16 protein-coding genes are annotated in these 18,837 nt (G+C 36.4%); 10 read left to right on the forward strand and 6 right to left on the reverse strand.

Going from position 1 to position 18,837, the window contains the following annotated elements:
* Positions 1-139: 139 nt before the first annotated feature.
* On the reverse strand, positions 140-628 hold the full coding sequence (gene lysM, locus GSB9_01943) for a peptidoglycan-binding protein LysM (protein ID UKM65377.1): 489 nt from the start codon (positions 626-628) through the stop codon (positions 140-142).
* A gap of 125 nt (positions 629-753) precedes the next feature.
* Complete coding sequence (locus GSB9_01944; protein ID UKM65378.1) at positions 754-1,710, reverse strand: nicotinic acid mononucleotide adenyltransferase; 957 nt, start codon at positions 1,708-1,710, stop codon at positions 754-756.
* Between the two features lie 130 nt (positions 1,711-1,840).
* Between GSB9_01944 and GSB9_01945 the strand changes: the two genes are divergently transcribed.
* From GSB9_01945 to GSB9_01947, 3 genes are all read left to right on the forward strand, one after another.
* Positions 1,841-2,842, forward strand: a complete 1,002-nt coding sequence (locus GSB9_01945) for a glycerol-3-phosphate dehydrogenase (GenBank protein ID UKM65379.1) — start codon at positions 1,841-1,843, stop codon at positions 2,840-2,842.
* A 31-nt stretch (positions 2,843-2,873) separates the two neighbouring features.
* Positions 2,874-3,218, forward strand: a complete 345-nt coding sequence (locus GSB9_01946) for a VOC family protein (protein ID UKM65380.1) — start codon at positions 2,874-2,876, stop codon at positions 3,216-3,218.
* 195 nt (positions 3,219-3,413) lie between these two features.
* Positions 3,414-4,364 carry an NmrA/HSCARG family protein gene (locus GSB9_01947; protein UKM65381.1) on the forward strand — a complete coding sequence of 317 codons (951 nt, stop codon included), beginning with the start codon at positions 3,414-3,416 and terminating at the stop codon, positions 4,362-4,364.
* 579 nt (positions 4,365-4,943) lie between these two features.
* On the opposite strand, the gene GSB9_01948 is transcribed toward GSB9_01947, so the two are convergent.
* Genes GSB9_01948 through GSB9_01950 form a run of 3 tightly spaced genes read right to left on the reverse strand, consistent with a single transcriptional unit; the run spans position 4,944 to position 7,218 of the window.
* Positions 4,944-6,029: a hypothetical protein gene (locus tag GSB9_01948; GenBank protein UKM65382.1), complete on the reverse strand. Its 1,086-nt coding sequence runs from the start codon at positions 6,027-6,029 to the stop codon at positions 4,944-4,946.
* Positions 6,030-6,052: 23 nt separating this feature from the next.
* Positions 6,053-6,676, reverse strand: coding sequence for a hypothetical protein (locus tag GSB9_01949; GenBank protein UKM65383.1), 624 nt, complete (start codon positions 6,674-6,676; stop codon positions 6,053-6,055).
* 8 nt (positions 6,677-6,684) lie between these two features.
* Positions 6,685-7,218, reverse strand: coding sequence for a T9SS type A sorting domain-containing protein (locus GSB9_01950; protein ID UKM65384.1), 534 nt, complete (start codon positions 7,216-7,218; stop codon positions 6,685-6,687).
* Between the two features lie 432 nt (positions 7,219-7,650).
* Here GSB9_01950 and GSB9_01951 point away from each other — a divergent pair, with 432 nt between their 5' ends.
* The 4 genes from GSB9_01951 (at position 7,651) to GSB9_01954 (ending at position 10,820) form a co-directional block, all read left to right on the forward strand.
* A complete protein-coding gene (locus GSB9_01951; GenBank protein UKM65385.1) occupies positions 7,651-7,938 on the forward strand; it encodes a YdhR family protein in 288 nt (95 codons plus the stop codon).
* Between the two features lie 85 nt (positions 7,939-8,023).
* Positions 8,024-8,530, forward strand: coding sequence for an SgcJ/EcaC family oxidoreductase (locus GSB9_01952; protein UKM65386.1), 507 nt, complete (start codon positions 8,024-8,026; stop codon positions 8,528-8,530).
* 199 nt (positions 8,531-8,729) lie between these two features.
* Entirely contained in the window at positions 8,730-10,151 is a 1,422-nt protein-coding gene (locus GSB9_01953; protein UKM65387.1) for an alpha/beta fold hydrolase, read from the forward strand.
* A 123-nt stretch (positions 10,152-10,274) separates the two neighbouring features.
* Positions 10,275-10,820 (forward strand): hypothetical protein, encoded by a 546-nt coding sequence (locus GSB9_01954; GenBank protein ID UKM65388.1) that lies wholly within the window; start codon positions 10,275-10,277, stop codon positions 10,818-10,820.
* A 337-nt stretch (positions 10,821-11,157) separates the two neighbouring features.
* Here GSB9_01954 and GSB9_01955 read toward each other — a convergent pair whose 3' ends face one another.
* Positions 11,158-15,570 carry an Ig-like domain-containing protein gene (locus GSB9_01955; protein UKM65389.2) on the reverse strand — a complete coding sequence of 1,471 codons (4,413 nt, stop codon included), beginning with the start codon at positions 15,568-15,570 and terminating at the stop codon, positions 11,158-11,160.
* A 784-nt stretch (positions 15,571-16,354) separates the two neighbouring features.
* Between GSB9_01955 and GSB9_01956 the strand changes: the two genes are divergently transcribed.
* The 3 genes from GSB9_01956 to GSB9_01958 all read left to right on the forward strand — a co-directional run bounded on the left by GSB9_01956 (position 16,355) and on the right by GSB9_01958 (position 18,802).
* Positions 16,355-17,551 (forward strand): MFS transporter, encoded by a 1,197-nt coding sequence (locus GSB9_01956; GenBank protein ID UKM65390.1) that lies wholly within the window; start codon positions 16,355-16,357, stop codon positions 17,549-17,551.
* A 45-nt stretch (positions 17,552-17,596) separates the two neighbouring features.
* Positions 17,597-18,223: a hypothetical protein gene (locus tag GSB9_01957; protein UKM65391.1), complete on the forward strand. Its 627-nt coding sequence runs from the start codon at positions 17,597-17,599 to the stop codon at positions 18,221-18,223.
* 150 nt (positions 18,224-18,373) lie between these two features.
* Positions 18,374-18,802: a hypothetical protein gene (locus GSB9_01958; protein UKM65392.1), complete on the forward strand. Its 429-nt coding sequence runs from the start codon at positions 18,374-18,376 to the stop codon at positions 18,800-18,802.
* The last annotated feature ends 35 nt before the right edge of the window (positions 18,803-18,837 follow it).

An 18,837-nucleotide genomic window follows, 5' to 3' on the forward strand; every position in this document is an offset into this window, starting at 1 on the left:
TTGGATGCGGACTCTTTTTTGAGCGGTGGTCAATATTGTAAACCATTTTTTATTTTAAAAATGGTTCTAAGAACAAAAAGCCAACTCGTATTGAGTTGGCCAAACAGATTAAATATTTTAACTGTAATTGAGTGAACTTCTACTGGTCAAGTGCTGGTATTCGTAATACTTGACCTGGATATATTTTATCAGGATCTTTTAGCATTGGCTTATTGGCTTCAAAAATAACAGGGTATTTCATGGCGTTTCCATAAAATTTCTTTGCTATTTTACCTAATGTATCGCCACGAACCACAGTGTGAAATTGTGCTTCAGGCTCGACGTTTTCAACAGTCATTTGGTCATCTACGGTAGCAATTCCGTTGGAATTACCAACCACTAAAACCACCTTTTCTTTCGTAGCTTGGTCGTAAGCAGCACCACTTATAGTCGCTTTATCATCATCAATACTAATTTTAAGGTTTTCTACCTTTAAATCTAAGTCTGCAACAGTTTCTTCTAAATTTCTAGCTGCGGCTTCTTCAAGTTTTAGTTTTTTTGCTGCAGCTTCGGCCGTCTCTTCGGCATCAGTTTTTCCAATACCAAAAACTTTGGCCCCTGCGTTTTTTATAAATGAAAATATTCCCATGAGATTATGTGTTAAGGGTTCGTAGTAATTATTTAGACACACTATTTAAAAATAGTCACAATAAAGAAACCGCTTAAAGCAAGCTGCCTTAAACGGTTTCTAAACTAAATAACCAACCAAAATTTTTATTTAACCCTTGTGTTTTCGCGTGGGTTGTCTACTTTATCTTTTCTATGCTTACGCATCTTATTTTTCGCGACTTTTCTTTTTTCCTGATCTGATGATTTCAAATACTGAATATAACCTCGGCCTTCAAATTGATAAACTGTTTCAGAGGCTGTGTGGAACAATTCTATCTTTCCGTCATTTATAACGCTCAATTCAAAATATTCATTGCCCCATGAATCATAATCTAATGTTAAAGTTTTTAGGTATGCATCGCCTGTTATGTTTCCAACTCCATAAATACCCGTGTAATCCCAATACAGGTTATCAACGCCCAATCCGAAATCACTTTGGGAACTCCTAAAAGTGGAATCGTTTCCGCCCGCTAAGAACTGCAAATAATTTTCGTTATCAAATTCATTTAAAGCCCCATAATCGCTCGTATAAGTCTTTTCCCAGGCTTCATATTCTTGAAGGAAATAATGTATGTTATCGTAAAATACAAAATCGTAATCGAAATTACTGCGCTGATAGCCTTCCAAGAAATAAGATGTATCGTTGTTGGGGTTGTACAATTCTATGGTATTATAATCGATTTCATAAACATCGAAGGTTGAAAACCCATCGATATCGTGGTAAACATCCAAAATCATATCATAAGCATCATACTCTCCAACGTCAATACCAAAACCGTTCCCGTTATTGCCCAACCCCACAATATTATTATTGGCATAAACCACACCGTTCCTAAACGAAATAGTAAATGCTTTTTGTAAAAAAGGTGTTTCGCCATAACCTAAAGTTTGATTAATGTCTACATACCACAGCTCGTATGCACCCAGCAACTGATTTACAGAAATTCCGGGGTCTTCATAATCGTCTACTATTATACGTTCTTCCACAACAACTTCTCTGTAACAAGATGTTAATAGAGTTGCAAATAAGGCAAAGCTTAAAAGTATTTTTATGGTCTTCATAATCAAACGTTTTTTGGGTTTCTGTTAAAAGGGTTTCAAAACGCGTGCCAAAAACAAAAAGGTTATATTTTGTTATCTTAAAAAAGCGTAATATTTTGCGTATTTTTGAAAAGACAACATTTTTAATTTTATGGATAAACCTTTAAAATACGCGGTATTTGGCGCGGGGAGTTGGGCAACGGCCATTGTAAAGATGCTTTGCGAAAACCTAGATGAAATTGGTTGGTATATGCGTAGTGTTTACACCAAAGAACATCTTTTAAGAGAGCAGCATAACCCCAATTATTTAAGCTCGGTAGAGTTTCATTTAGAACAGTTAAAACTAAGTAACGACATTAATGAAATAGCCGATTATGCCGATGTTTTAATATTTGTTATACCCTCTGCTTTCATCCACAATGAACTGGAAAAGCTAAACGTTGATATTTCCAACAAAATTATAGTATCGGCCGTTAAAGGTATTATGCCCGAGACGGGTTTGTTGGTGGGCGAACATTTCCATGATGCTTATAATGTGCCTTACGACAATATAGCTGTTATTGCAGGCCCCTGCCATGCCGAAGAGGTAGCATTAGAACGTTTATCGTACCTTACCATTTCGTGTTCGGATGAAGCTAAAGCAAAGGCCATTGCAAAAAGCCTGAGCAGCGATTACATTAACACCAAAATAAGTGATGATATTATTGGCGTAGAATATGCCGTAATGCTAAAGAATATTTACGCCATTGCTGCTGGTATTGCCCACGGTTTGGGTTATGGCGATAATTTCCAGAGTGTACTTATGAGCAATTCCATTCGAGAAATGAAGCGTTTTATTAAAAAGGTACATAAAATGAAACGCAACATTAACAATTCGGCGTATTTGGGCGACCTGTTGGTTACAGGTTACTCGGTATTTTCACGAAATCGTATGTTTGGAAATATGATTGGAAAAGGGTACACAGTAAAATCGGCTCAAATGGAAATGAGTATGGTGGCCGAAGGTTACTATGCCACTAAAAGTGCTCATTTGCTAAATCAAAAAAACAAAAAGAAAGCCAACACCCCCATTATAGAAGCTGTTTACGATATTCTATACGAAAACAAAAACCCGAAAAAGGTGTTTAAAAAATTAACGGAAAAGTTGGATTGATTCGTTTTTAACGACCATATAAATTGAGCTCATGCGCGAAAACAGTCATATTAATTACGTTGAACTCAAAGCTAATGACCTTGAGAAAACGAAACAATTTTATTCTGAAGCCTTTGGCTGGACCTTTACTGACTATGGGCCAACATATATTGCTTTTTCGGACAGTGGCTTAGAAGGTGGCTTTGAAAAGACTGATAGCCCTGTTGTGAATGGTGCTCTGATTGTACTTTACCATGAAGACCTCAATACCATAAAAGACAAGATTATTAAAGCCAAAGGAACCATTACAAAAGATGTTTTCTCTTTCCCAGGAGGGCGGAGGTTTCATTTTACAGACCCTTCAGGAAATGAATTGGCTGTTTGGTCTGACAGATAAAACCAAATAGCAGTAAGGCCATTATTCCAAAATCTAGACATACAGAGCCAGAAACAATTTGACCCTAGAATGTTTTATTTTAGATTTTTGTTGCATATTATTTTTTGTTAAATTAGTAGCCTATCCCAAATATAAATGGTAGGTATTTTTGTCGCCATTTAACTACCAATAATAAATTTCTAAAAGAATAAAAAAATGGAAAACAAGACTATTATAACTGTATTTGGGGCAACGGGAGCTCAAGGCGGCGGACTGGCAAGAGCTATCCTAAAAGATATTAACTCAAAATATAAAGTAAGAGCAGTAACCAGAGACCCTCAATCTGAAAAAGCAAAAGCTTTGTCACAAATGGGTGCGGAAGTAGTTGAAGCAGACCTTAACAACCCAAAAAGCATTAAAAAAGTATTGAAAGGAGCAACAAGAGCTTACTTTGTCACTTTTTTCTGGGAACATTTTTCGGCTGAAAAGGAATATCAACAAATAAAAGATTTTATTGAAGTTGCTAAAGAATCTAATTTGGAACATATTGTTTGGTCAACTTTAGAGGATACTAGAAATTGGGTCCCATTGGATGACGAACGTATGCCTACCTTGCAAGGTCATTACAAGGTTCCCCACTTTGATAGTAAAGGTGCAGCAGATAAACTGTTTAAAGAGGCAGGATTACCTGTTACATTTTTAAGAACCTCATTTTATTGGGACAACTTCATCTATTTTGGGATGGGTCCACAAAAAGGAGAAGATGGCAATTATTATATAGCCTTTCCTATGGATACTAAAGCATTAGCGGGAATTGCTGCAGAAGATATTGGAAAATGTGCCTACGGGGTTTTCAAAAAAGGTGATAAATTAATTGGTGAAACTATTGGTATTGTTGGTGAAAAATTAACAGGAAATGAGATGGCCGCCAAACTATCAGATGCTCTCAATATTAATGTTATTTATAATAGCGTAAGTCCAGAAACCTATCGTAATTTTGACTTTCCCGGTGCTGATGACCTAGGTAATATGTTTCAGTTTAAAAGAGATTTCAATGATGATTTTAATGCTATTCGTGATGAAGCATTGTCAAAAGATTTGAACCCAGAGATACAAGATTTTGACCAATGGCTCTCTAAGAATGGGGCACGCATACCTTTAACCTAATCATTTGATGAAATACATTAGCAATGATTCAACCTTTCTAAAGTTGAATTAAAAATAGTTTGCTCAAAGAAAAAACATTTGTATTAGTGAGAAACTTTCGGTTAATTTTGAGATGCTAAAAGTTAAAATGGCATATATTTCTTTTAAACAAGTTTTATATCGTTAATTGCTTATTTTAAGATAAACTGCCTTCTGTATGCTCTTCTAAATTTTCAAAACTTTGTATAGCAGTGGAATTGATAAATCTTTAGTTCCACTCCTAGTTTTAGAAGTTCATAGTATTATCGATTACTGTTCCAACATACCTGAAAAACAAGCCTTCTCTATTTAAGAGATGGCCTGTTTCATAAAGTTAGTTATTAGTAAAATAACACATTACTTGATTTTACACCAAGACTAAACACATTATCACCTCCTAATAAAATAACATGTGCTTCCCCATCTGATATAATTTGAGCATACGTGTTTTCACTTGAACCTTACATATAATCCCGAATAAATAAACATCTTACCTCAAACAACCAAAGTGGTATGTTTACTCCTAGCTTTTTGCATTTGGTTAATATTTGCTAACTGAGTTTACTTAACTAATAAGAATTTAAATGTAACTGGTGTTTGAAGCGTTACAGATGTGTTTTGTGGGTTGTATAGTATTACCTGAACATTTGCTCTTCCATCTCCATCAATACTTTGTAAATAAACCGATAATATACATCCCTTTAAATCAACATTAGCAGAAGCAAGGAAAATATCTCCCATTTCAAAAGGTTTACCCAATGGAGGCTCTACCTTTAAACTATTTGGAGAATACCATGCTGAATTTGCACCAATGGTTCCATTACTTCCAACGGGAATAGTAAAAGAGCCATCGGCACTAGTAGACACAGGAGGCGAACTAATGGTAATAGCACCTGGGGTATTTTCAATTACAACACCATCTCCAGCTGTAATGGTTGACAAATTAAAATCATTTGTGGTACTATCACCAATTAAAATTTGACCGTCTGAAACTGATGATGCATCAAGGCCTGTTCCTCCATTTTCAACAGGCAGTATGTCTGTCACCTTAGTTGTTAAGTTTATAGTATTATCGGCAATATCCTCATTTAAAACTGTTTCATTTAAAATCTCTGAAGTTTCAACAGCCCCCTCTTGGATATCTTCGGCAAGGATTTCTTCATTTAGTATTTTCTGCGTAGTAATGGCATCATCAGCAATATCATCGGTATAAAAAGCATAAGGTACCGCCATAAACTTTTGGTTGCTTACCAGAGTATAATTACCGTCATTGTTGGTTGATATTTCCACTTTTAAGAACTGATCTGCATCAATCCATGGAATATCCAATAAACGTGTATAAGTAGTGCTTAACACATCTCCTTTACCAATGACTAAACTAAACAAGCCATGTGCATCTGTTGTTGTGACATGAGTTTCTTCCCATTGGACCTCTCCATCTAGCCCTTTTGTAATAGTAAACCTAATTCCAATTTCTCTATTATAAAGGGGTTTCTCTTCTATATCCAGACCAACAATTTCCTGTGTTTCATCGTTAAGGGCTACGGCTTGATAGTAAATACCATCTAGATTACCAATTCTCTGTGCTGAAGCTAAATTAACAGCTATTATAAAAGCTACTACAAAAATATATTTAAGTTTTTTCATTACAATTGAATTAAAAGTTATTGCTACTCGGTTAAGTTAAAAGAAAGGCCTAATGTGACACCATAACTCCTGTTGGCCGACTTCTGTCCGGAATCTTCTTCGATATTACTCAACCCATATAAGTATAATGCTTCAGCATATGCCGATACAAAATGGGAAATATTAAAGTTTACTCCAATATTCCCAATGATGCCAAAATCTGATTTCTTCAGTATGCCAGACTTCGTAATATTGAACTCCTCGTTGTTTAAAATCTGAGTACCCCGCAATAAATGGCCATAATATCCATTTAAAACGGCATAAGGACTGAACACTCTCCTTTTTAAAATGTAACCTCCTCCTATTTTGGCCTCAGCATACTCTAAACGCCAGGAATAATTCATACCATCATAAACATAGTTAGCTCCACCATTTCTTTTTCCCAAACCTGCTTTAAAAATCACATTATTCCTAAAAGCATTTCGGTATCCTATACCATAAGCGCCTGTAAATATGGATTGATAGTCTGAATTTTGCTTCATATTATCGCTATCAACAAATTTAAAAGTACTTACTAATTGGGAAGCCTCTATGGTAAAACTAGGCTCTTGTGCCTTGCTTGTATATGATATAAGTATTAGAGTTAATACTAGTATAATTCTTTTCATATTAATGATTATTTAGATATTATTAATTTACTAACGGATTGTTTATTGTTGTCGTCTTGAATTTTTATAAGATATGTCCCCTTTGCCCAAGAGCTACAATTAATATTATACTCTTTAAGGTTTTGGACTTTTTGATCGTAAATGATATTTCCTTGTATGTTTGAAATAACGACATAAGCTTCTTTCAAAGTACTTTTACTATGTAGCGTAATACGGTATTGCGATGGGTTAGGAAATACTTTAACCTCTAAGGCTTCAAAATCAACTTGAACCACTTTTTCAATTTTATAGCTTACTGGCTGAAGAAACCCTTGCGCAACATTACTGTTTTTAACATTTTGAGTATTGTAAGCTTGCCCTATTGTTTGAGCATAAGAAAGCCCTTCTTGTGATGATGTGGCTCCATAACTTGAAATACTTTGTCGTACTATTGTTTGTGAATAGCCATTAAATGACACCAGCATAAGCACAACCCCTGCATTGAAAAGCCATGTTTTAAATTTTACTTTTACTAATAATGACTTAGTGTTTGGTTTTATCATAGTTACAAAATTTAAATTTTATTAATTAAAGAATCTTTTGGGATTTTTCCTGACCTCTAACTTGTTTGTATAGTTATATAAACAAGTTACCTTTTAAATTTCCTACCCTCTATTCTAATTTTTTTAAATTTTTTCGTCGAAATGTAATACAATGCTATATTTTAATAATATCTACCTAACCTCAAGTAAGAAAAAGTAATTAATCCACACAAAAAGCAAGATTGCACTTATTTTTAGGTTTTAAAATACCGATTATGGTATATAATTAACAGCGCAAATCAATTTTAACCTGAAGCAAATTCTCTCGAAACTTGCATTTAGCAAAAGTATATTTACTAACTTAGTCACTGAATAACAAAACATTACTAGCATATTGAAATCTGCCTCATCAATAAAATATTGCAGTCAAGTTTTACTTAAATTACATAATATATGGTCTTACAATTTGTCAAATTAAAATCTAGCCTTCCAGAAGAGGAACTAATTAGCAAAGCAAAAGAAAGAAAACCTGAGTTTAAAGCAATACCTGGACTTTTGCAGAAGTTTTATGTTAAAATGAAGGAAACAGGAAGTTACGGCGGCGTGTATATTTGGGACAACAAAGAGTCATTAATAGCCTTTAAAGATTCAGACTTAGCCAAAAGTATTCCGCAAGCCTATAAAGTGGTAGAGGAGCCCAATATTGAAATAATGAACATTTTATTTAAGCTAAGGGATTAATAAAAATAAACACAACAGTGTGTTTATCCACTCGTTGGCTGTAATGCAGAAAACAAAATAATACCACTAATTGAAAACCAAAAAAATGAAAAAATCAATTAAGAATCTTAATCGAATCAAAATACTACAGTTAATTATTTTACTGTTGTTTATTTCAGTAAGCTGTAATAATTCAGACAAGTCTAAAGAAAATGAAAGCGAAAAAATAGAGCAGGTTTTCAATTTAGATAAGGAAAAGAAAGAATTGCAAAAATCGTTTAAAGGAGTGAAAGAGGCTCTGGCTAAAAAAGACGCAAAAGCTGTTGCCAATTATTATACAGAAGACGGTGTATTTATGCCTCATAATAGCACAATTTTTACTGGTAGAGATAACATTGAGAAAGCGTTTGTTGGATTCATTGAAGGTGGATTTACTGAACTAAACGTTGAGTCAACCTGGGCCGAAGGTTGTGGAGAATATTTACTTGATACTGAAAAGTGGACTTTAAGCAATGGGCAAGACACTCTTATAGGAAAATCTTTAGTGATTTGGAAAAAAGAAGATGGTATTTGGAAAATGTATAAGGATATGATAAACACAGATTTACCATAACAAAAACCAGTTAAAAAAAAACTAAAGCCAACAATGACTACAAGTAATTGCTTTTGCTCGACTACTTTTGAAAATCCTCACGGATTTTCTATCCGGTTTTTATTTGCTAAATTACGTGCTAAACCACGCAACAAACACGTTATACAAACACGTTGTGTGCCATTAGTTAAAATTCGATTTATGACAAAATGAAAAATATATGAAATCATTCTTGATTGGGCTATTGCTCTTATGTACAAATTCCTTTGTTGGAAATGCCCAAATTGTAAAACTGAAATCTTCAAAAGGTTTTGTAGAAACGAATGATTATGTAAAACTCCATTACCAATTACTTGGTGAAGGAAAAGACACCATTGTAGTCGTCCATGGTGGAGGAACTTTTGGTTCGGCTTACTTAATTCCTGACTTGAAACCTTTAGCAGCACATCATACGCTGTTGTTTTTCGATCAGGCTGGTGCAGGTTACTCCACCGTGGTAAAAGACACTATTAGATATTCCATTGATAATACGATTGAAGACATTGAAGTCATAAGAAAACATTTCAACTTGAAAGAATTAAACCTTTTGGGTCATTCTACGGGTGGTTTAATCTGTGGTTATTATGCAACCAAATATCCTAGAAAAGTCAAATCAATGATACTCATGGCTCCTTTTCCAGCCGCAGCTGCCATGACAAATGGTTGGGTTAATAAGAATGACAGTCTAACAACACTTCTAAGAGAACAAAACAAAAAAATATATGAAAACAATCCAGCCGATACTACTAAAGCTTGTTGGGATTACTATTCACTTTGGATGAGAGGGTTTGCAGCTTCCTATGTAGAGGCTAGAAACATTTGGGGAAACATCTGCAACTGCAATCAGGCTAATTTAACAAACCCATTTAGTTATTACAAGATGAAATCGATTGGCAACTGGGACATTACTTCTCAATTGGCAAATGTTAAAGCGAGGGTACTGCTATTAGTAGGAGACAATGACGCTATTCCTTTTGCTTCTTTTGAGCATTGGAATAACAGTTTGCCCAATAGTAGTTTGCTCAATTTCAAAGGTGCTGGTCATGTTCCGAATGCTGATAAGCCTGCTGCCTTTTTCTTAGCAGTTGAAACATTCTTACAAGACAAAACACCAGATGAATCAGTCATTGATGCTTCTGGAGCCGGAGTAGTATTACCTGACGATTTGAAAGAATCCACTTATCTAAGAGCAAGAGCTACAGTTATTGAAGTAGAAAATGAGCTAGTTCGATTAGCGAACAATGCAGATTGGGACGGTGTGTCTAATCTTTATATGAGTGATGGTGTTATTTATCCACCAGGAGCCCCACCCATCTTTGGCAGAAATGCAATTGCTACATTTTGGCGCACCGTATCCAAAAGGGGCATGCATTATTTTCAGTTGCATTTAGTGGACTTAGAGGTTTCGGGTGCCTTACTAATTGCCCGTGGCAAATATGCCATGCGCGATCAACAAGATGAAATTCTTGACCTTGGTAAGTTTATAGCGATTTATAGAAGAGAAAATAACGAATGGCGATTGCACACAGATATATTTAACTCTAGTCTGGAGACACGTTCTCCATTAGAAGTACCAGACTATTTGACATTGAAAAAGAAATAATATAACAAGTCCTAAGAGAAAAATATTGAAAACAAAGAAAACGGCACCAACAAACCTATAAGCAATAGCGCCCTACGGGACGCTACTGCTCATAGGCGAGTCGTTGTGCTTAATAAGAAACAAATGAAAAACGGAATTATAGTTTTCCTCATTCTCTTATTGTGTGGATGTGCATCTCACGGACCTGTTTTCAGAGAAAAAGTTAACAAAATGGAAGTAACTATTCCGTTTGAGAGTTTTTCAATTTCTGTGTCTGATCTCCGAGACTATGTGAGCGACAATGATATTTTTTTGAACCCAATCACTTTTGGCGGAGAACAGGACTTTGTTTCACCTCCAGTTCCTGATAATTTGGAATCTGAGCTTAAATCAATAATTAACGAAGCGAAAATTAAAGGTGATAGAAGTATAAAGTTTGAAGTAGAAATTAAAAAAGGGGTTCAAACGTTTCATTTTAACGGATTTCATGAAGTAGAATATGTAGAAGTCATATTAAACATTAAAGCATTAGACAATGAGACTGAAGAACTAATTGGGCAAACAACATCTAAATCTTGGGGAAAAAAGAAAACCTTCGATGCAACGTATAAAAGAATAAATCGAATGTATTTGACAGCCTTCAGACATGCTTTTAAATCGGGATTGAAAGAATTAAAATATAAAAACTAAGCACAACACCGTATCCTGTGAAAGGCACTAGTCCATTTTCTCAAAGTTAATATTTTTAAACGTATTTAATTTGCTCTACATCCTATCTGTGATCAGCTCCTTTTGGCCGTCACCAGTATCTGTATGATTATAAGCACATAGATCCTGACACTTTCTATCAGAATGTGATTGCTGATAGAGCCACCTAAGGTGTTCTGTAATATGGACTTGAATACTTCTTTCGTGAGCTTTGTTATTGGTTTATGTCTTTATTGGAATTACTGCTCTTTTTTTAATCAAAAAAAAGATGGGATCTATTCAGACCCCATCCTTTTAGATTAACCAATGTACTATTATTTTATAACTTGATTACCCTTTTGTTTATTTGTGATTCAGAAGTTTTTACAATAAGTAAATAGACTCCCACCTCAAGATTGCTCATATCTAATTGGTATCGTTTATCACCAGTTTTAACCAGATTGGTTTGCACCAGTCTACCATTGATGTCTACCAAATCCATACCGACCAACTCTAAACCTAAAGTAATGTTTAGATACTGCGATGTTGGATTAGGATACAGCTTAAATTCTAAAGGTTCTATGCCCAAATCTGTCGACTCGGTATTCAACATTTTTGCCGATGAACCTGTACACGTTATTTGATTTTGTGTTGCGTCATAAGGCAGATTGCTATGTGTAATATCATCTACACAGAAATCAACCACAACATTTCCTTTCTCTGTTGATGTGGTTTGTAAATAAGCAACACCATTCGCATCTGTAACACCTGAAACACTTTCTCCAAACGAACCACTAAATGTTCCAAAAACCGTGGCACCAGATACTGTATTTGACTGATCGTCTACAACAGTCACCGTTGCTGCACCATATTTCTTGCCTTTCGCCGCACTTACGGTACTTGTTTCAATAGTATCAACAGCCATGTATGGACTGCTAGCCGGGATTACAGTTATGTTATAGGTAACACTACTCACTCCACCACAATCATTGGTATGTGTAGCTGTAGCGGAACAAGAACTGGTTAAGGTTACACTTTGCTCACGTGAAGTCCCCGAGGTACCACACCCACTCCAGCTCCAGGATCCACCAGTTGTTGGATGTGGACCAAATACTATATTATCACCTTCATTGACTGTAATATCTGTTCCCGTAAACCATCCGGTGGAGTTAACATTATAGTAAGGGGTTATCGTTGAAGGAGCACAACTTCCCGTAACATTAACTGCAGTTGAAGTGGTTGTCTGTTCATCATTATCAGTTGCCACAGCCGTTAAACTGAAGGATCCGGTACCAATCGTCCAGTTTACAGAATAAGGACTCGTACTATCGATACCTAAAGATACGCCATCTACGAAGAATTCCACCTGGGTAACATTTCCATCAGAATCTGATGCACTAGCTGTAATACTCACACTGGTACCTTCATCATAACTTGATCCATCGGCTGGACTGGTTATACTTACCGTAGGTGATTTTGGTATTGCATTTCCTGTTGTAAGAACTGCTATAGATGTCGTAGTTGCAAGGTCATCATCTGTTGCCACAGCCGTTAAACTATAGCCACCAACTCCGATGGTCCAGTTGACAGAATATGGACTGACATTGTCTACACCTATGGAAACGCCGTTTGCAAAGAACTCCACCTGTGAAACACTACCATCTACATCAGCTGCAGTCGCAGCCACTGACACGATGGTGCCTTCATCGTAACTTGACCCATTGATAGGATTAGTGATGCTCACTGTGGGCGGTGTATTTGGAAGGGCACTTCCTGTTACACTAACAGCTGTTGATGTTGTTGTTACAAGATCATCATCTGTTGCCACCGCCGTTAAGCTATAATTTCCATCTCCAATGGTCCAGTTAACCGAATACGGACTCGTAGTATCGACCCCAATAGACTCTCCATCTACAAAAAACTCAACTTGGGCAACATCACCATCTGTATCCGCAGCCGAAGCATTGATGGTCACGTCCGACCCTATTAAATATTGCGCTCCTTCCGATGGACTGGTGATACTCACTGTTGGAGGTTCGTTTGCCACGACATCCAATTCAGCGATTTCCTGATCAGAAAACACATAATTATAAATCCTGAAATCATCAATAAGACCGTTAAACAATGGATCGGGCCATTGGCTCTTACCAATGTAATTCTGCACGGGATTAAAATCTGACGGCTTAATGGTTGATCCAACGCTATATTGAGCCACATTATCGCCATTTAAATAGAGTGTAATGGCATTCGAGTTTATCGTTACCGCAAGATGCGACCATTTATTAAACGGTAATGTAGGGCCTACTACATTTTGGGTAATACCATTTTCCGTAATTGAGAATTGCAAAGCGCCATCTGAGTTACTGGCTGTGAGGAACATATTCTCTGTTTGGCCATTACCGAAATCGAAAATTCTTTGCCATGGATTTCCTCCATTCCAGTAAACCCATGTAGTTACGGTCAATCTATTAAGGTTATCCACGACTCCAGCAGGAGCTGAAACATAATCATCAGTACCATCAAGCACTAAGGCATTGTCTATCTTACCAGATGAGAACGTTGCTCCACCAGAAACCGTACCATCATTTCCATTCCCAGAGTTATCAAATGCGGTTGTGCCACCTGTTTCATCAAACGGATAATGTAAAATATTCTTCTTTACATTGACTGTAAAATTTGAAGATGAAACACAACCTGAATCATTCGTATATATGACGGTGGCTAGGCAAGATTCGGTTGGAGTAAAGGTCTGTTCCCGTGACGTCCCCGAAGTACCACACCCGGACCAGCTCCAACTCCCTCCAACATCGGGCTGTGGTGAAAATGTAACTGATGAGCCAAGGTTTATAGACACCTCATTTACCTGTGCAAGAGTCCCACCATCTACACCAATATAGGGTACTATTGCCGTTGGCGTACACTCGCTATTTACCAATTTGATATTAGGAGATGGTGGTGTATCCATCTCTCCTCCAAAATAAAATCCTAGATTTGGAGGCTGGTTATACGAAATATTCTGCCAAGAAATCGCAGTCCTATAGTTGGGGTCATGCATTAAAGTATACATTCTTTGATTAGTAACGAAAGGCGTAACAAACACAGCCAAACCTGTATTATCATCAAGTCTATATATAACTTCTTCTCTCCAATCCCCCAAAATATCAGCCATAAGGCATGGATTTGACTTTGTACCATTATTTTCGGCTATTGGTGCCATATTATATAAGGTAGCTACCCTATCGGTCCCACTTCCATTCCATTTCGTTATTACTCTTCTGTCGAGTATTTCACGTTGAACATCACCATCCCACCAAACACCAAAATTATAAGAATTTCCACCTCCTGCAGAAGTTGGTATTGCAGTTGATATTTGTTGGCCCGTACTACTGCGGAGACCAGAACCATCAGACCCCCATATTTCCATACCTTTATAATTTGGATCGACATCAGCAGCCATACATCTTCCAATATCACCACTTGAAGGATTTGCCCATTGTACTGTACCGGTCTCAGCATTCCTTAATGCTAAACCCGGGATTTCTGTACCATTAGCATACTCTTGGCAGCTAAAATATTCCAAACCGGGAATATCGGGGTTTATATCCGCTAAATGGGCCGCATCGCCATGAGCAAAACCGGTAGAGTAAAGGCCATTGCCGTATTCATCGACCGCCATGGCTCCATAAGTTATCTCGTCTCTACCGTCACCATCTACATCACCCACGGCAAGATTGTGGTTTCCTTGTCCGTGATACTCAGTGGCCACACCACCAGGGCTGCTATCCCAGGCCCACTCTTGTGTTAAGGTCCCATTTCTAAAATGCCATGCTTCTATCTTTATGCGCTCATAAATACCTCTGCTTATTATAAAGCTTGGGTTTTCACCATCGGTATAGGCCACTGCCCACATACATTTAGTAGCCCTATGACCAAGTTGAGAAAGGCTATGGCCCGGCTGTCCCCATTGTTCAATTGGTGCAAGGTCAATATACCAATCCCATGCAATTTCTCCACCCGTTTCGCCATCAAATATCGATATGTAATCGGGACCTTCGGTTCTGAACCAGAAAGGACCATTTTGTGTCGCTGAAGAACGATAATTCACTTGTCCGTCTCCATCCCTGTCACCAATATTATTTCCTAAGCCGTCGATCATACCATCTGAAGTCCTGGTAGCAATTTCTGCCTTCCCGTCATTATCCAAATCGTACACCAAGAAGTTTACCTCTACCGCGTGCAACAAATTGGGACCCAAATCAATGGCCCACATAAACGTACCATCAAGTTCATAAGCTTCAAGATAGTGGTTATAGGGTGAGGCAGGAGACTCATCAATTGAGAGTCTTTTTATGACAATTTCGTATTCCCCGTCACCGTCCAAGTCACCAACAGAGGCGTCATTCAGGTGATGGGTAAGGTAACCACCATTAAGCGACCGGACTGGGATAGTAAAAAACTCACCACCTCTAATACTTGTAGCCGGGGAAAGAACTTGCTCTGTTCCTCCAATAACAGCAGCTACACTGTAAGAATCGTCAGTACTAGTTGCATCAACATAATTTGAGACACTAAGATCGGAAGCAATTAATGTAGATCCTCGATATAAGTTATATGTAGCATTCTGGGTGTATTCGTCACCAGGAATCCTCCAACTTATTAGTACTGAGTTAGCGTCGGTTCGCATGGCAACCAATCCTCTATCAAGGTTTTCCATGTAGCGTTGCCCATAAAGTGTGAAACTACAAAACGTCATGATCGTAAATAAACACAGCTTAGTAAATAACCTGTTCTCAAATAACTTTTTAACCGTGAAAGGATAAATCAACACGGTGTTTTTAATGTTAAAGGTTGTTTTCATATTTAGTTTAATTTAGTTGTCTTATATACTGAAAGTTTAGTTTGCTTTTTATAAATGTATGCGCTACACTCATTGGGATTTGAACAAATATATTTCTACTCTCAATTGAAACCATCCTGCACATACCTGTTAAATCGATTGATTTTTAACAAAAAAAACAATAAATAAATAAAAAAATACACCTTTTATTGTCAAAAAATTAAAAAAACAAAAACCTACAACCTACTACAATGGCATCAAAGGGCCAAACATTAAGTGATAACTCAAAAAAATATGGAATCAAAATATACTTTTATACTCTGACCCGTCCTGAAATGAGGCTTCAGTACAAGACATAAAAATCCGTATCCAAAATGAAATTTATTGCGAAGAGTGTACAGTAAAGCTATTTCAAAATACTTTTTGGATATTAATATGTCCAATGTTGACAAAATCTATTGCATCTGCGTGTATAATAACCTTAATCCTTTTTTTTGGCTTTCTGTTTATGTATCTAATTTAATATATAACAAACTTAAGCCGTGTAAAAAAAACATTGCTTATTTTAGTTAAGCCGTTTGGTCGTTGCTTTGTTGCTAGCTTCTGATTTTCCTTCGGAAAATCCTCGCACACAAACACGCAACTTTCCATACAAAAACACATTAACAAAAATTATGATCCGTCCTGAATAAAACTATAAGTGAAACAATCTAAGTTAATACTTCCCATAATCGTAATCTCTCAGTTCTGTTGCACGTCACTTTGGTTTGCAGGAAATGGTGTGATGGCCGATCTTATGGTGAATTTCAACCTTAATGCTAGTGCTTTAGGACACTTAACATCGGCTGTACAATTCGGTTTTATTTTAGGGACGCTGACCTTCGCCATTTTAACTATTGCTGACCGGTTTTCGCCATCAAAAGTGTTTTTAACGTGTGCTTTACTCGGCTCCTTATTCAATGCGGGAATAATATGGGAAGGGAACAGTTTAGCAAGCATACTTTCACTTCGTTTTATTATTGGCTTCTTTTTAGCCGGTATATACCCAGTAGGCATGAAAATAGCTGCAGACCATTATGAAAAAGGATTAGGTAAATCACTTGGCTTCTTAGTTGGTGCATTGGTGGTTGGTACTGCATTCCCACATTTAGCTAAGGAAATGACCGGAGCTTTTCCATGGAAATCTGTACTGGTCATAACTTCATTTCTTGGGGCGTTAGGTGGTCTGTTGATGTTTATTATGGTTCCTGACGGCCCTTACCGAAAACCTGGAAACAAGTTAGAAATATCAGCTTCTTTTAGTGTATTCAGAAATCATAAATTTCGTTCTGCGGCCTTCGGTTATTTTGGTCACATGTGGGAGCTGTATGCCTTTTGGACATTTGTACCGATTATACTAAAGACATATGGCATGAAACATCCTGAAGCTACATTTAATGTCCCGCTGTTATCATTCCTGATTATAGGATTCGGTGGATTGGCCTGTGTACTCAGCGGATATCTAGCACAAATATTAGGAACTAAACGAATAGCATTTATAGCACTTCTCTTATCTTGCGGATGCTGCCTTATTTCTCCTTTGATGTTCTTGACCGAATCTGAAAGCTTTTTTATTGGTTTTCTTCTTTTTTGGGGAATGGTTGTTATTGCAGACTCACCTCTTTTCTCAACACTAGTCGCTCAAAACGCCTTAGCAGAAATAAAAGGGACTGCACTTACCATTGTGAATTGCATTGGTTTCTCAATAACTATAATTAGTATCCAACTTCTGAATGTTTTACATGCTACAATGAATCCTATATATATTTATCCAATATTAGCATTAGGCCCAATATTAGGTTTGATAGTATTATACGAAAAGAATAAACAGCACCTAACAAAACCTAAACTGTATTAAAAAACAGTTTAGCCAAATCGTTGTATATCATTTTGACAACCTACTATGAGAAAATTTATAATCCTATTCTTTTTTGTCTCTTATTTCTGTTTTACGCAAACTGAAAAAAGAACTGATTTTGAAAAAAATGATTTTAGAATTGATTTAAAGTTACCGCACATAAATCATTTATCATTAAATCCCGACAAAGAGTTTAGAGATAACAAATTTGGTTTTAATGGATACGGAATCGGATTTGAATATAATTACAGTGAAAAACGCTTTGTCGAAGCGAACATTTCATTTGTATTAACATTTGAACTACCATTTCCAGTACCAGTGGATACAGAATATAATAGAGCTCTTTACTCATATTGTCTAAGCGCAACTGACAATTTCATTAAAAGTCACTTCTCTTTTGGTTATGGAATTAATTACGCAGTTAATCATAGGAATGAAATTTACGAAGATTTAGGAGCAAACGAAACACCTCTACCAAAAAACACTTACTATACTAATCGGAATTTAGGTTTGACTCTTAACACTTATTATAACATTGGAAAAACTTTAAATTTCGGAATTATATATAGGCCTTCATTAATAAATCTTGATGATGGATTTGACCCGATTTATGAACACCTTATCAGTTTGGAACTGAATTGGAGAATAAAATTGTTTAATTTAAAAAAATAAAAACGTCGTAAAATCATTTTTTAATCTGAAGCCATATTTCAGGACGAGACAATATGAATAAAATATATTTGAAATAATTACATTTTTCAGACTGGGAGTTTTATCAACTTAATTGTTTTATAATAGAATTAATAACAAAAATCGATAAAAATGAAAACCTCAAATTTTAAACTACTTACAATTTTAATTGCTATGGTAATATTCGTCGGAACATTTACATCCTGTTCTGATAATAATGAACCAACCGTAAACATAACTGTCAACCAAGGACAGGTGAATGATGTTAGTGGAGATTTTACTGGAAATGGTGGCAGTGGAACAAGGACAATTAGTTGGTCAAACAATAATATAACAGCTGACTATAACGCGGACATAACGTCGACTGCAACTGGCACTTTTCAGATGGTAGTCGCAGATGCAAATGGGACAGTTGTACTTGACAGAAATCTAAATGGCTCAACTGAACCTGATTCTTTTTCAGGAGTAACTGATGTTGGCGAACCAGGAAATTGGACTGTTAACATTACACTAACTACTTTCAATGGAGATGGTAGTTACTCATTAGGTTCTGGAAATTAAATTAGCTTATTTATCACAAGAGAGCAATTAAAAAG

Source organism: Flavobacteriaceae bacterium GSB9 (assembly GCA_022749295.1).
In the GTDB taxonomy this organism is placed as follows: domain Bacteria; phylum Bacteroidota; class Bacteroidia; order Flavobacteriales; family Flavobacteriaceae; genus Flavisericum.

Excerpts from the sequence above, each read along its gene's own strand:
- GSB9_01958 (UKM65392.1), top strand. The coding sequence starts at position 18,374 with ATGAAAACCTCAAATTTTAAACTACTTACAATTTTAATTGCTATGGTA.
- GSB9_01951 (UKM65385.1), top strand. The coding sequence starts at position 7,651 with ATGGTCTTACAATTTGTCAAATTAAAATCTAGCCTTCCAGAAGAGGAA.
- lysM (UKM65377.1), bottom strand. The coding sequence starts at position 628 with ATGGGAATATTTTCATTTATAAAAAACGCAGGGGCCAAAGTTTTTGGT.
- GSB9_01947 (UKM65381.1), top strand. The coding sequence starts at position 3,414 with ATGGAAAACAAGACTATTATAACTGTATTTGGGGCAACGGGAGCTCAA.
- GSB9_01955 (UKM65389.2), bottom strand. The coding sequence starts at position 15,570 with ATGACGTTTTGTAGTTTCACACTTTATGGGCAACGCTACATGGAAAAC.
- GSB9_01957 (UKM65391.1), top strand. The coding sequence starts at position 17,597 with ATGAGAAAATTTATAATCCTATTCTTTTTTGTCTCTTATTTCTGTTTT.
- GSB9_01946 (UKM65380.1), top strand. The coding sequence starts at position 2,874 with ATGCGCGAAAACAGTCATATTAATTACGTTGAACTCAAAGCTAATGAC.
- GSB9_01949 (UKM65383.1), bottom strand. The coding sequence starts at position 6,676 with ATGAAAAGAATTATACTAGTATTAACTCTAATACTTATATCATATACA.
- GSB9_01953 (UKM65387.1), top strand. The coding sequence starts at position 8,730 with ATGAAATCATTCTTGATTGGGCTATTGCTCTTATGTACAAATTCCTTT.
- GSB9_01944 (UKM65378.1), bottom strand. The coding sequence starts at position 1,710 with ATGAAGACCATAAAAATACTTTTAAGCTTTGCCTTATTTGCAACTCTA.
- GSB9_01945 (UKM65379.1), top strand. The coding sequence starts at position 1,841 with ATGGATAAACCTTTAAAATACGCGGTATTTGGCGCGGGGAGTTGGGCA.
- GSB9_01954 (UKM65388.1), top strand. The coding sequence starts at position 10,275 with ATGAAAAACGGAATTATAGTTTTCCTCATTCTCTTATTGTGTGGATGT.
- GSB9_01950 (UKM65384.1), bottom strand. The coding sequence starts at position 7,218 with ATGATAAAACCAAACACTAAGTCATTATTAGTAAAAGTAAAATTTAAA.
- GSB9_01952 (UKM65386.1), top strand. The coding sequence starts at position 8,024 with ATGAAAAAATCAATTAAGAATCTTAATCGAATCAAAATACTACAGTTA.
- GSB9_01948 (UKM65382.1), bottom strand. The coding sequence starts at position 6,029 with ATGAAAAAACTTAAATATATTTTTGTAGTAGCTTTTATAATAGCTGTT.